The organism is Nocardia sp. NPDC049190 (genome assembly GCF_040648115.1).
Classification (GTDB): Bacteria; Actinomycetota; Actinomycetes; order Mycobacteriales; family Mycobacteriaceae; genus Nocardia.
On sequence record NZ_JBEZDE010000002.1, the window covers coordinates 293,961 to 306,448 of the forward strand.

The 12,488-nt window shown below is 64.2% G+C and carries 15 protein-coding genes and 2 pseudogenes; 10 read left to right on the top strand and 7 right to left on the bottom strand.

The genetic code is table 11. The features are described 5' to 3' along the window. Positions 1 to 165: 165 nt before the first annotated feature. Complete coding sequence (locus AB0B25_RS03200) at positions 166 to 957, top strand: GNAT family N-acetyltransferase (protein WP_357173907.1); 792 nt, start codon at positions 166 to 168, stop codon at positions 955 to 957. After that, on the top strand, positions 954 to 1,943 hold the full coding sequence (locus AB0B25_RS03205) for a pirin family protein (RefSeq protein ID WP_357173910.1): 990 nt from the start codon (positions 954 to 956) through the stop codon (positions 1,941 to 1,943). The genes AB0B25_RS03200 and AB0B25_RS03205 overlap by 4 nt, the downstream gene beginning before the upstream one ends. Positions 1,944 to 1,991: 48 nt before the next feature. Here AB0B25_RS03205 and AB0B25_RS03210 read toward each other — a convergent pair whose 3' ends face one another. From AB0B25_RS03210 to AB0B25_RS03220, 3 genes and pseudogenes are all read right to left on the bottom strand, one after another. Beyond that, on the bottom strand, positions 1,992 to 2,471 hold the full coding sequence (locus AB0B25_RS03210; RefSeq protein ID WP_357173912.1) for an SRPBCC family protein: 480 nt from the start codon (positions 2,469 to 2,471) through the stop codon (positions 1,992 to 1,994). Next, complete coding sequence (locus AB0B25_RS03215; protein ID WP_357173915.1) at positions 2,468 to 2,800, bottom strand: metalloregulator ArsR/SmtB family transcription factor; 333 nt, start codon at positions 2,798 to 2,800, stop codon at positions 2,468 to 2,470. Before AB0B25_RS03215 ends, AB0B25_RS03210 begins: the two co-directional genes overlap by 4 nt. Positions 2,801 to 3,212: 412 nt before the next feature. Next, positions 3,213 to 4,066: pseudogene (locus tag AB0B25_RS03220) on the bottom strand (helix-turn-helix transcriptional regulator). Between the two features lie 100 nt (positions 4,067 to 4,166). On the opposite strand from AB0B25_RS03220, the gene AB0B25_RS03225 reads away from it, so the two are divergent. Then, entirely contained in the window at positions 4,167 to 5,177 is a 1,011-nt protein-coding gene (locus tag AB0B25_RS03225; RefSeq protein ID WP_357173918.1) for an aldo/keto reductase, read from the top strand. A 262-nt stretch (positions 5,178 to 5,439) separates the two neighbouring features. Continuing rightward, the gene (locus AB0B25_RS03230; RefSeq protein ID WP_357173921.1) at positions 5,440 to 5,745 is read left to right on the top strand and encodes a hypothetical protein; all 306 of its coding nucleotides are present in this window, start codon (positions 5,440 to 5,442) and stop codon (positions 5,743 to 5,745) included. 477 nt (positions 5,746 to 6,222) lie between these two features. Here the strand turns inward: AB0B25_RS03230 and AB0B25_RS03235 are convergent, their stop codons facing one another. Beyond that, positions 6,223 to 6,363, bottom strand: a complete 141-nt coding sequence (locus AB0B25_RS03235) for a hypothetical protein (RefSeq protein ID WP_357173924.1) — start codon at positions 6,361 to 6,363, stop codon at positions 6,223 to 6,225. A 384-nt stretch (positions 6,364 to 6,747) separates the two neighbouring features. Next, positions 6,748 to 6,954: a hypothetical protein gene (locus AB0B25_RS03240; protein WP_357173927.1), complete on the bottom strand. Its 207-nt coding sequence runs from the start codon at positions 6,952 to 6,954 to the stop codon at positions 6,748 to 6,750. Positions 6,955 to 7,432: 478 nt separating this feature from the next. On the opposite strand from AB0B25_RS03240, the gene AB0B25_RS03245 reads away from it, so the two are divergent. The 3 genes from AB0B25_RS03245 to AB0B25_RS03255 all read left to right on the top strand — a co-directional run bounded on the left by AB0B25_RS03245 (position 7,433) and on the right by AB0B25_RS03255 (position 8,724). Then, positions 7,433 to 7,774 carry a hypothetical protein gene (locus AB0B25_RS03245; protein ID WP_357174155.1) on the top strand — a complete coding sequence of 114 codons (342 nt, stop codon included), beginning with the start codon at positions 7,433 to 7,435 and terminating at the stop codon, positions 7,772 to 7,774. Between the two features lie 18 nt (positions 7,775 to 7,792). Next, positions 7,793 to 8,236, top strand: coding sequence for an SRPBCC domain-containing protein (locus tag AB0B25_RS03250; RefSeq protein ID WP_357173930.1), 444 nt, complete (start codon positions 7,793 to 7,795; stop codon positions 8,234 to 8,236). 257 nt (positions 8,237 to 8,493) lie between these two features. Next, a complete protein-coding gene (locus AB0B25_RS03255; protein WP_357173932.1) occupies positions 8,494 to 8,724 on the top strand; it encodes a hypothetical protein in 231 nt (76 codons plus the stop codon). A 46-nt stretch (positions 8,725 to 8,770) separates the two neighbouring features. Here the strand turns inward: AB0B25_RS03255 and AB0B25_RS03260 are convergent, their stop codons facing one another. Then, on the bottom strand, positions 8,771 to 9,898 hold the full coding sequence (locus AB0B25_RS03260; RefSeq protein WP_357173935.1) for a hypothetical protein: 1,128 nt from the start codon (positions 9,896 to 9,898) through the stop codon (positions 8,771 to 8,773). A 200-nt stretch (positions 9,899 to 10,098) separates the two neighbouring features. On the opposite strand from AB0B25_RS03260, the gene AB0B25_RS03265 reads away from it, so the two are divergent. The 3 genes and pseudogenes from AB0B25_RS03265 to AB0B25_RS03275 form a co-directional block, all read left to right on the top strand. Beyond that, positions 10,099 to 10,320, top strand: coding sequence for a hypothetical protein (locus tag AB0B25_RS03265; RefSeq protein WP_357173937.1), 222 nt, complete (start codon positions 10,099 to 10,101; stop codon positions 10,318 to 10,320). Between the two features lie 98 nt (positions 10,321 to 10,418). Continuing rightward, the gene (locus tag AB0B25_RS03270; RefSeq protein ID WP_357173939.1) at positions 10,419 to 12,158 is read left to right on the top strand and encodes a DUF262 domain-containing protein; all 1,740 of its coding nucleotides are present in this window, start codon (positions 10,419 to 10,421) and stop codon (positions 12,156 to 12,158) included. Continuing rightward, positions 12,151 to 12,408: pseudogene (locus AB0B25_RS03275) on the top strand (HipA N-terminal domain-containing protein); the annotation flags it as partial. The gene AB0B25_RS03270 and the pseudogene AB0B25_RS03275, both read left to right, overlap by 8 nt. On the opposite strand, the gene AB0B25_RS03280 reads toward AB0B25_RS03275, so the two are convergent. Next, on the bottom strand, positions 12,331 to 12,486 hold the full coding sequence (locus tag AB0B25_RS03280; RefSeq protein ID WP_357174177.1) for a hypothetical protein: 156 nt from the start codon (positions 12,484 to 12,486) through the stop codon (positions 12,331 to 12,333). The pseudogene AB0B25_RS03275 and the gene AB0B25_RS03280 sit on opposite strands and share 78 nt — an antisense overlap. Between the last annotated feature and the right edge of the window lie 2 nt (positions 12,487 to 12,488).

Here is a 12,488-nt window from a genome sequence, read left to right on the forward strand (position 1 = left end):
CGACGCTGCACGCGGCGCCGGACGGCTCCGTTCGAGCACGGACATTCGAGCAGGTCAGTGGAACATTTACCCGCCGCCGCGATACGGACACCATCACGGACCGCAGTCCGTTTTTTGGAGTCCATTGCCTGAGCGTTAACCCGTGCCAGCTAACATCCGATCGATATGAAGCCTTCGGCAGCACACGACCGTGTCTGGATCGACAAGCAGACACCCACGGCATTCCGCGCGCTCAACAGCGTCGCGAGTGAGGTGCGTGCCGCGGGCGCCGCGGTCGGGCTCGACCGCAGAATGATCGAACTGATCAACCTGCGCGTCTCGCAGATCAATGGCTGCGCGTACTGCCTGGACGTGCACTACCGCGCCGCGCTCGCGGCTGGAGTCCGCGAGCAGGAGATCGCGGTGCTGCCCGCATGGCGACGCAGCGCCCTGTACACCCCGTTCGAGCAGGCGGTGCTCACTCTCGCGGAGATCACCGCGACGCTTCCGGACGAGGACACGATGGAGCGTGAGTACGCGCTCGCTCGCAACCACTTGACCGATGATCAGCTGGCTGTCGTCGTCTGGGTGGCGACCACGATCGGGGCGTTCAACCGCGTGTCGATCCTGAGCAAGCACCCGGTACACGCACGGAAGGAGAAGGCAATGACCGAATCGGCGCAGGCGTCCACGGTCGTCCGCAACGACGAGAAGCAGCGCTACGAGGTGCTCTACAACGGAGAGCTGGCCGGCTTCGCCGAGTACGAGGAGCGCGACGACGAGACGGTGTTCACCCACACCGAGATCGACGGCGCTTTCTCCGGCAAAGGGCTCGGTTCCGTCCTGGCGAAAGGCGCGGTCGAGGACGCCATCACGCGCGGGCGGGTCATCCGGGCGCTGTGCCCGTTCATCAAGGCATACCTGGACAAGCACCCCGACCACGACGCGCACGTCATCGGAAAGGGCATCATCCGGTGAGTGACATGGACGCGCGGCCTGCGGAAACGCTCTGCGAGCCCGCGCCGGGTCCCGGCCCGGTCGCCGAACTGTACCCAGCGCGCGAGGTGCCGCTCGGCGGCGTGCGCGGCGTCTACGTCGAACGCGTACTGCCGCAACGGGATCTCCCGACGGTCGGCGCGTGGTGTTTTCTCGATCACTTCGGCTCGCCGACAGTGACCAACACCGGCGCGCCGCCCGACATCGATCCGCACCCGCACATCGGCCTACAAACAGTGACCTGGCCGTTCGACGGCCGCATCCGGCACCGCGACTCGGTCGGTTCGGACGTACGGATCGAGCCCGGTCAGCTGAATCTGATGACATCGGGCCGCGGCATCGCCCATTCCGAGTACGTGGTCCCGGGCGCACCCGCGGGGCACGGCCTGCAATTGTGGATCGCGTTGCCCGGCGACCACGCCGGCATCGACCCGCACTTCGAACAGCACCGGGAGCTTCCGGTCGTCGAAGCGCCCGGCCTCAGAGCTACCGTCCTGATCGGCTCGCTGGCCGGGGCCACCTCACCCGCGATCGCGTACACGCCCCTGGTCGGCGCCGATATGCGGATGGAGCCAGGCGCCGACATCACCGTTCCGGTCGATCCCCGCTTCGAACACGCGATTCTGGTGATCGACGGCGAGGTGGCAGTCGCGGGTGCCGAACTCGCCCCCGGACCGCTGCTGTATCTGGGCACCGGTCGCGACGAATTGCCGCTTACGAGCGCCAACGGCGCGCATTTCGCCTTGATCGGCGGCGAGCCGTTCGGCGAGGAACTCGTGATGTGGTGGAACTTCGTCGCCCGCAGCCATGAGGAGATCGTCAGGGCCCGGAATGATTGGGAGAACCGGGATGTCGAACGGTTCGCGGACATCGCGGGCCACCCGCCCGAGCAGCGCATCCCCGCACCGCCGCTGCCCGGACTGCATCTCAAGCCACGTCAGCGCCGGATCGGCACAGCCAGAGACTGAGCGGCACAGCATGTTTCGGCCCCGCCGCGCCGACGGGGCCGTATCCGGTCAGGATTTCCTGGCCAACAAGGCGTCCAACGCTCGGTAGCCCGCGTTGAGCCCGATCTCCATGCCGGACTGCACCATGCCGTCACGCTCCTGCGGCGTGTGGAACTGACTGTCGGTGACCGCTTTGGTTCGGCCGTCACCGAGGTCGATGAAACTGACACTGTCGATCGCGACATGCGCGGGCATACCGTCCCACTCGAACGAGTACACGATCCGCTCCTGCGGCGTGATCTCCCGGAATCTGCCTTCGAAACCATGGGTTTCGCCGTCGGCGTGCTCGACGAACCGCCAGTGCCCACCCACACGGAACTCCCAACGCTCGACGTCGAGCCGATTGCCGCGCCCCCACCATTGCGTGAGCAACTCGATCCGGCTGTAAGCGGCCCAGACCCGCTCACGCGGAGCATCGAAGATCCGCTCGATATGGATCTCGCGATCGGTGTCTGTGGTGACCACGGCGTCGTTCGTGGTTGTGCTCATGTGTCCTGCTCCGTTCGCTCGAGGAATTCGCCGAGACGGTCCATTCGGGCTTCCACCATCCGCCGATAGCCCTGCATCCAGGCCATTTCACGATCGAAGACGTTCGCGCCGAGCGTGCAGTAGCGCACCCGACCGCGCTTCTCCGTGACGACCATGCCCGCGGCCTCCAGCAACTGGATGTGCTTCTTCACGCCGGTCAGCGTCATCTCGAAGCGTTCGGCCAACTCGCTGACGGTCGCCGGGGCACGACCGAGGCATTCCAGGATTCCGCGTCGAGTGGGATCCGCGAGTGCCCCGAAGGAAGCATCAAGGAAGTCATACTGAACCATCTAGTTCAGTATTGCGCGGGCGAGCGCGATCGTCAAGTGCCGAACGGCAGACTGTGCGAGGTCGGCGCGTAGTAGCGGCGCTGGGCCGGAGCCGAGACGACTGCTCCAACCGACGAAGACTGCACCGACGAATCCGGCTCGCGGAGACTGCGCTGACGGCTCCGACTGGCCGAGACTGCCAACCGCTCTGGCTCGCGCGGACCGCGCTGACGGCTCTGGCTCGCGAAGGCTGCACCGACCGCTCAGTCGGCAGGAATATCAACGCGGCCTGGTCAGCGGATTCCTACTGGGAGGCGCTCGACGTCATTACCTGCCCGACGCCGGGATGGTTGCACCGGCTGATTCGGTGACAGAGCGAGGCAACCCGCCCGCTACTCTGCTACTCCGCGCTCGATGACGTGACCGCTACGACTCAGTCGAGACGGTCCGCGGGAGCCAGCCGCTGCGTTCCGATCACCCGCAGCAGCTCCAGCTTCTCGGCCGCGTCGGTACCAGGCCGCGGCAGAAAGACCAGTAGGCGCTGCGCGGCGTTAGGGGTGAGCAGCGTTTCGCACACGGTGTCGATCAACCCGACCTGCGGGTGCAGGAATTGCTTGGTGTCCGAAAGCCGCACCGCCACTTCATGTTCGTTCCAGAGGCGATTGAACTCCATGCTCACCGACCGCAATTTCGTGATGAATGCGGCGACATCGGCGTCACCCGCGCGACGGGCGGCGGTCGCCGCAGGTCGGCGACATGCTGGCGAGCCAGCCGATCCCAGTCCTGCTCCGGAAAGATCGCGCGGGCGGCGACATCGGTGAACCAGCGGTAGGCATGGAAACGCTCCCAGCCGCGCAGTTCGCGGTGATCGCCGACGAGCAGAGTGTGCATCCGATTCTGGACTAGTTCCTCGCCGAGATCGGTGACGACCATGGCCGCGGTATCGTCCAGCTTCGCCAACAGACGCATCAGGCCGGGGCCGACATGCTTGTCGGTGAACTCGCGGACCGGCGGCGCGTGGTCACACAGATGGTAGAGGTAGTCGCGTTCGTCACTGCTGAAACGCAGCGCGCGGGCCAGCGCGGCGAGCACAGTGGTAGACGGTCGCGGACCACGCGACTGCTCCAGGCGGGTGTAGTAGTCGGTGGACATTCCCGCGAGCATGGCGACCTCGTCGCGGCGCAGTCCCGGCGTGCGGCGTCGGACACCCGGCGGCAGCCCGATATCGGCGGGTGTCAACTGCTCGCGGCAGCGGCGCAGGAAGTCGGCGAGCTGGGCGCGATCCATATCACCACTGTCTCTGGAAACGGCAGGCTCAGCCAGGGATCGCCACTCCCCTGATCAGCGATCTCTCCCGAAATGAGTCCGCACGGGCCAGGCTGGTCCTATGACAACTCCGAAGATCGAAACAGTGCGCCTCGGCCGAACCGGACCCGAAGTCAGCCGCATCGGGCTCGGCGCGATGGGCATGTCCGGCATGTACGGCGCGGCCGACGACGTCGAATCGACCGCCACCCTGCACGCGGCACTGGACTCCGGCCTGAACCTCATCGACACCGGCGACTTCTACGGCGCAGGGCACAATGAGTTGCTGATCGGCAAGGCCATCGCCGAACGACCGCGCGAGGACGTGGTGCTGAGCGTGAAGTTCGGCGGGCTGCGCGCGCCCGACGGCGCCTGGGGCGGCGTGGACAATCGGCCGGTCGCCCTGCGCAACTTCCTCACCTACAGCCTGCGGCGACTCGGCGTCGACTACATCGACATCTATCGGCCCGCCCGGCTCGATCCGGACGTGCCGATCGAGGACACCGTCGGCGCCATCGCCGAACTGATCGAAGCCGGATATGTACGCCACGTCGGCCTGTCCGAAGTCGGCGCCGAAACCATTCGCCGCGCCGCGGCCGTGCATCCGATCGCGGACCTCCAGATCGAGTACTCGCTGATCTCGCGCGGCATCGAGACGGAGATCCTTCCGGTGTGCCGCGAGCTCGGCACCGGCATCACCGCATACGGCGTGCTGTCGCGTGGCCTGCTCAGCGATTCATTCCAACCCGGAACAAACTTCGCCGCCGATGATTTCCGCGCACATAGCCCGCGCTTCCAAGGCGACAACCTCGACCGGAATTTGGAGCTGGTGCGCGCGCTCGCCGCGATTGCGGCGGATAAAGGCGCGACGGTGGCGCAATTGGCCATCGCATGGGCGCTCACCCGGGGTGCTGACATCGTGCTGGTGATCGGTGCGCGGCGGCGGACACGCTTGACCGAAACCCTTGGCGCCCTGAATATCTCACTCGATGCGGACGAGTTGTCGGCGATCGAGGCAGCGGCGCCCGCCGATCAGGTCGCGGGTGAGCGCTACGCGAGCGCGCAAATGGCGATGCTCGACAGCGAGCGGTGAGGTCGCCGCCGGTAGCGAGGCTGCCGGCCGAGAACCAACGGTCGGAAACCAGGCAATCGGCACTGGAACAGGCAGCACAAGCCCCATAATGTTGTTCTCGATCTTGCCGAGGGGAGTCGAGAATGAAAAGTGACCCGCCAGAGCTGCGCGCGGTGGCGACGACGATGGATGAACTCCAGTACCGCGTTCTCCGTATCCTAAGCCCTCGGCGGCGTTCGGTCGGCAGTCCACCCCGCGTGCCGTTCCCTGAAGGAACGATCTGATGCCGCGTGTGGAAGCCGACCGTAACCGGCGGTGGAGCATTGCAACCTGCAGTTCTTCGGCCTTCTTTGTTTGCGGCGTCGTTGTATTGGCCATTGCCACACGAGTAATAGCCCCCGACGCAGCCGATATCCCTTTGAGCGCATACCTTCTCACAACGGGTGTCATCGGAGCGATCGCGGCGACTTCTCTTCTCTGGAAGTCCACCGATGTCGGCGATGCCATCGCAGTCGGCGCATTCACCGCCTGCGCTCTGTGGTCTGCCGCTACGTTCGTTGTCGCGTTGCTGGACCACTTGTCGACCTAGGAGAGGCATTGGCAGAACTACAGACCGCCTTATCAGGCCGACCGGGCTCAGCGTGGTTCGGCCCATTGTCGCTGGCGACATCCGCATTGACGTTGATAATCAACGTACTTCCGGTTTTGGTCGTCCCCTTCACGGTATTCTCCCTTGCCTCCGTCTACGGAGGCGAATTGCTGGCAGCGGGCGTACTCATGGTGATCGGCGGACGGGCTCGCCACGTGGGTACGGGCCTGACTGTCGCTTTGGCAGGCACCTTCGGGTCGTTTTCGTCGTTTGTCGGGCTGTATTGGGCTGGCCACTGAGCGATCCGATACATCGCGATCGTGCCTTCTTCGCGGGGCTCCGGTCTGCTCCACATCGATCCGAAAACCGAGCGGCCTTCAGCCCGACACCATTTTCTCCGAGCTGGACCGCGGCGTCCACCGCACCACTCCAGGTCACCGTGCTCGCAGGACGCCAAAGGCGCGTGGATGCAGTTCTTCATCCGAGGGCCGCATCGGGCGCGGACTCATCAGCGCGGTACTGCGGCGCCGCGGGCTCACGCAGCAGGTCACGGTTCCAGTGACATCGGCGATCGCCGAAAACGAATACTTCGTTGAAATGTTCGTCGCTGGAACTCACGGAGCAGAATTGTTCTACGAGCCCGGTGGTCAGATCGAAGAGGTAGGGAGACGAGCGAAGCCTCGACGTCTTCTGCCTCGATGCCGGGGTACACCGCGCATCATCGCACCCACCACCGACACAGACACCTGATGTCGTATCCCGGGTCAGCGCACCGACATGTGAACGTCGCTTCTCAACCGTCGCAGCACGATGGTGAATTGCCAGCACGGTCAGTCAGGAGACTGACCTGCCTGGCCGATCGCGGTCATCGGTAGTGCTCGGCGCCGCCCACGTCGGCGATATGAAATCGGTGCGGCGGATGGGTGTGAACCATCAGGCACTCGCGCAGTGCGCAGATTGCGTATCCCAGCTTTGGTTTTGGAGTGGCCGCGTACCGAGTCGCTAGCCCCGCGCCGCGCATCTCGCCAAGAACTCCCGCACCTCCGTTACCACGGCAGGAATGCGAATGGTGTGGGCAATCATGTCGATTCGCTGATGCAGGCGGGTGGAGGCGAGGCTACTGATGATGTCGCAGTTGTCCGCGAGCAGTGAGCACGCTTGGGCGACATCACCCGAACCGTCGAGGTTGCGCCCAAGGTTGAGTTGCACGCGGCACGCTCCCGAGGCCACGCCGATGAACTCTCTATTGCGGCTCGCATGTGGACGCTCGCCGCATCATGCTCGCCCACCCACATCTGAGCCTCACCGGTAATGAACTTCACCAGTCGGACAGCGGTGATGGTGTGGAGTTTCGGAATCCACGCGAAGACTAACCGATATGACGCCACCCGGCCGTGTGCTATCTCGTCAGCCTCATCCGTCATGGACTTCGCTGGTGGCATGACCATGCAATTACGCCAGCTTCGTGTTTCTGTGTCAGTCAACGGCCCCACCAGGCGCCCGACCGCCAGGCCTCCATACGCAACGTCTGGTTGCGGATGAAGGATTTGTCGCCTACGGTCCTACGCAACCAATGGTTGCATAAGGAGTTGGAGATGAAGAACCTGGACAACGCCGACGTCGGCGCCATCGAGCGGGAGCTCTACATCGAGGCGACCCCACGCCCGGCGGGAAGGCCGTCACCTTGATGGTCCTAAAGGTCGACCCGCCGAAGACCTTCTCGTTCCGCTGGACCCACGATGCCGGCACCGAGCCGACCGCAAGCAACTCTCTGTTCGTAACCTTCACACCGACAGCTTCCGGGAGCGGGACCCTGCTGCGGTTCATCGAGACCGGATTCCGCGAGATGGGCTGGGACGAGGCCACGTTTGAGGCGTCGAGCTGGGGGCGCGAGCGGCGCTACCGGATCGATGAGACGCAGTTCGCCCGAGCAGTCGCACAACTCCAGCAGGTCGATGCCTCCTGGGACGCCCGACTCGGCCGCATCAAGCGCCTCGCCGAACACATCGAACAGACCAAGAACAAGTAACACATCGAAGGAGACAAAATGGTGGACATCCTGCACCGGATCGCGGTCGAGGACACCGCCCCGAAGAAAGTGTATGACGCGCTCACAACCCTCCACGGTCTTGCCGGGTGGTGGACCGAGAACACCACCGGCGATCCGACCCCTGGCGGCACCATCGCTTTCCGATTCCCGCCGGGCGGCTTCGACATGTTGGTCACCGAGGCCGTGCCAGGCCAGCGGGTGACCTGGGAGGTCGTTGACGGCCCCGAGGAATGGATCGGCACGACGGTCGACTGGCAACTACGCCGCGACGGCGACTGGACAGTCGTGCTCTTCACCCACTCGGGCTGGGCCGAGCCAGTGGAGTTCATGCACCACTGCTCCACCAAGTGGGGCAGTTACATGATGAGCCTCAAGGCGCTGCTGGAGAAGGGCAAGGGCGCAGCCTCCCCGAACGACGTACACATCGCCTATCCAGACTGACCGATCCTCCGACTGGGCGCACTGGCGGCCGCTGTTCCAGCGGCCGCCAGGGTTACGGCAGTAAGGCAGCCATCGCCGACGAGCGAGCGTTCGGATTCGTCGTTGGTGAGACACAGTGGGGCGCTGTGGATTCCCACAGGTCGCCTCTCGTCGTTTCTGTAATTCCTGCTTATCTGCCTCGCATCGAGCGGACCAACTCCGGGGACCACATCAGGTGGACCGATCCACGGAGTCCTGTCAAAGACAAATGAGAAGGGGTGGCGGCCGGGCGAGGGACGGCGCGGCGTAACCAGGTGGTCAACGCCAGCAACGGCACCGACACCACCGTCAGTGCGTACCCGGTGATCGACAGCGCCCACTGCCGGCCGGTGGGGTCCGACAACGGTCCGGTGAGCGGCCGGAACACCAGCGAGAACGCCTCGCCGACGCTGGTGACGAACCCGACCAGCGCCGCCGACGCCCAGAGTTGGCCAGATGCGGGCCGGTGATCGCGCGGGCGCCCGCGTAGACGGTGGATAAGCCGACGCCCGCCGGTTACTGCTCGGCCGATTCGACGCGCGCCGCAACTCGCGAGTCCACCGGCACAACCGTCGGCAGCGGCGGGTTGTCGTACCAATCCTTCTTGTGACGGCGCAGCATCGCGGCACCGTCGCGGTCCCAGGAGAATCGAGGTTTCTTCAGCAGCCTCGCGAACAATCGGCTCGCGTTGTCGGGGTTCTCCGCGGCAAGCCGAGCGATGGGCACCGGTCCGATGTCCACGTTGCGCAGATACTCCGACAGCGTTTCGCGATATCTGCGCCGGGCGAGCAGCGTGGGATTGCCGAACAATTCGACCAGCAACGCGTAGTCGACGTAGACCCCCAGCCCATCGAATTCGTCATAGATCAATCCGATACTCTCGGCCTCGGTCCACCAGTAGGGTAGGTCGAGATCCGGCTCGGTCCACGGACCGTCGACGCTGCCGTTGCGCTGGTAGGTGTGCTGGTAGGCCGCCATCAGCACCTCGCGAACACGCGAACCGGGAACGACGACCGTGTCGGTGCCGTGGACCGCGATGAAATCGTCACGCTGTTCTGCTTGCATTCGACGGCCCTGTGCCAGTTTGTCGGGATTGCGGAATACCGCTTTCGGATTCGACGCTTGCATCTGCGGCACGCTCGCCAGCACCGCGTCGGCCTGGTCGGCAGAGAAACGCGCCAACGGCCCACTGATCACCCAGAAGTCCGAGACCGGAACGATACGGCCGACCACGATCACGCCGGGCGACAACCCCGAGATCCCGTCGGCGCCCATGTTCGACCGCACACGGTAGGTCAGCTCATCGATGTGATTGAAGGCTACGAAGCCGTCGTCACCGGCCATCTCCATGATTTCGAACGTGCCCTGCACACTGTCTTGCCAGCTCAGCACGATGGCGCGATCCCGGTCGGACAGATCGGGCCAACTGTCGACGAAGCTCTCGATCAGCGAGGTCCCGCTCACGAGTCGATGACCGTGCACGAAGCCGTCGAGAACCGTTCCGAAGGTCAGCTCATCATCGACGACGCCGTCCGGGAACTCGTCGAAGATACGTTCCCGCAGTGCCACGTCGAACCGGGCAGAGGTTGCGAAATCGACCAGCTGTCCTTTGAGTTCACCACAGCGCTCCAACAATGGGTCCACCGTTACGGCCTCCGTCTGCTTCCATACGTCTTCGTCGACGCGGAACCTTACGCCGACACATGTCCGGGTTCTCCCGTTGGGCCGAGCAGGGCCACATCACGGAACGGCTGGTGAAACGGACATTGCGCTTCTCAGCACCGGTCGGTCGATCCAGCGGCCGGATGACGCGGAGGCTGCTGGCAACCTTGCCGGAACCGCGCATGCATACCGAAGCAGTGCTGACCGGCATGGCAGCCAGGTCCAACCAGATCGCGGACGCCATCATGCAGGCATCGAATTCGATGCACCGGGCCTGCACTGTGCTGTTTCTGCGCAGCAAGGTGCCACAGCGGCTGACTACGAACAGAGACCCCCGAACACCTGATGCGGTCGAGTCGGCTCCGCTCTCGGATTATCCCGGGACGCTCTCGGCCCGCGCTTGATACGTTGGTATGTGCCTGTCTCGGTGCCGATAGTTTCTTCGAATACACCACATCAGGTGCGGGGACGAATGATTGCAGGGGCGAAGGAGAAACTGGCGATGAGCACCAGTCTGGGCACGACACCGACGGCGCGCGTGTTCGAGGTCGAGGATATCGTCGCGATGGTGCGCGATGGAAAGGTCCGGATTCCGGAGTTCCAGCGTCCGTTCCGATGGGGAATCGAGGACGCTCGGCGGCTGTTCGACAGCATCATGCGTGGCTATCCGCTCGGCAGTCTGCTCTTGTGGTCGCGCCCCGCCGACGAAGCCCCGATCACTGTCGGCGCCTTGCGGATAAACGCACCGGCGATGGATAACGCACTGTGGGTGGTCGACGGTCAGCAGCGAGTCGCGACACTGGCCAATGCACTGTCTTCGGAATCGCTGAACGATGACCGGTTCGCACTGAGCTTCGACCCGATGTCGGGTCAGATAGTTCCGACAGCCGGCGCGAAAACGCACACCATCCCGCTACCCACGCTGTTCGACCTGCAGCATCTGATGAGCTGGTTCCGCGATTCGCCCGAAGCGACGGACTATTTCGATGTGGCGACCGCTGCGGCCAAGAAGATTCGCCAGTTCAAGATTCCGGCCTCGGTGGTGGAGACGCAAGACGAATCCGTCCTGCGCGATATCTTCGATCGCCTGAACAGCTACGGCAAGCGGTTGACCCGCGCCGAAGTGTTCACAGCGCTGCATCCAACTACCGCCGACTCCGGCCGAAAAACCTCGACCGCGATCGAGGACATTATCGGACATATCAGCACCGACCTCGGCTTCGGCACCGTCGACGGCAACACCATATTCAGCGCGATCCTCGCCCGCCGGGGCCGGGACGTCACGCGTGAGATGCGCACCGAGTTCGACGACCGGCGGACCGGGGAATTTCCCGGCGAAGACGCCGACGAGGCCTACCACAGGACTCAACAAGCCCTGGATCGCACCATCGAGTTCCTGCAGCGGCACGCCGACACTCCGCATTTCGCGTTCCTGCCGTATCGACACCTGCTCGTGGTGCTGAACAGGGTCTTCGGCCACCACCCCGAGCTGGACGATCGGCAGACCCAATTATTGCGCCGCTGGTATTGGCGGGCGGCCGCGGCCGGAACCTCGCTGTTTCCTGGCGGCTCGACCGGTACTACTCGAGCGTTGTGCGCGAAGGTGGTGCCCGACGACTTGGACGCGACGATCACCGGGCTGCTCGATTCGATCCCCCCTGAGCGGATCAGCTGGCCCGATGTGCACCAATTCCGTACCAACCATGCAAGCGGCAAGATTGTCGCGTGCGCTATGTGGGAGCGGCATCCGCGGTCGTTACGTAACGGAATACGACTCGATCGCAACGACCTCGTCGACGCACTCGGCGAGGCCCAGACGCCGAGGCCTGCTCTGACCGCGGTCGTATCACGACGAGTTGCGGCCGCTCTGAAGAAGGACTCGGCGGCGCGGTGGCTGTTGGTGCCTGGGTTGGAGGCAGCACCATCCGAAGTCCCGGCGATCCTGGCGCACCGGCCGATCGATGTGAACGAATCCGACTGGGCACGAACTCTGGAGTCGCACGCCATCGCCCCCGACGTCGCCTCTCTGCTGAACGACGGTCCGGCACGGCTGAACGATGGTCAGGCACGTGAATTCGTCAGACGGCGTGAGGAAACCCTCGCCGAGGTCGTAAAAAACTTTCTGCAACAACGAATGGAGATCGGGTTCGAGGACACACCATCACTCGACAATCTCGTGCTCGACGACCTCGAGATCGAGGACCGGACCTTCGACGACGCAGACTGGGAACTCGATGAATGAGACGGCCCGGCACGCGGTTTGGTTACACGACCAGCGAATCGGCTGGCTCTACCACCATAACAACTACACCTGGTTCGAATTCACAGACGATTACCTCGACGACCCGGATCGACCCGTCCTCGGACTTCGGTTCGAGGAGCGTCCCCGCACCAAATTTGCGGCAAATCTCCGACTACCACAGTGGTTTTCGAATCTTCTTCCCGAAGGCGTGATGCGTGAGTGGATCGCAGCCGAACGCGATGTAGTGCCGGAGCGCGAGATGGAACTCCTGGCACAGGTCGGCCATGATCTGCCTGGCGCGGTACGCGTGCTCCCGGCGGAGTTCCACAC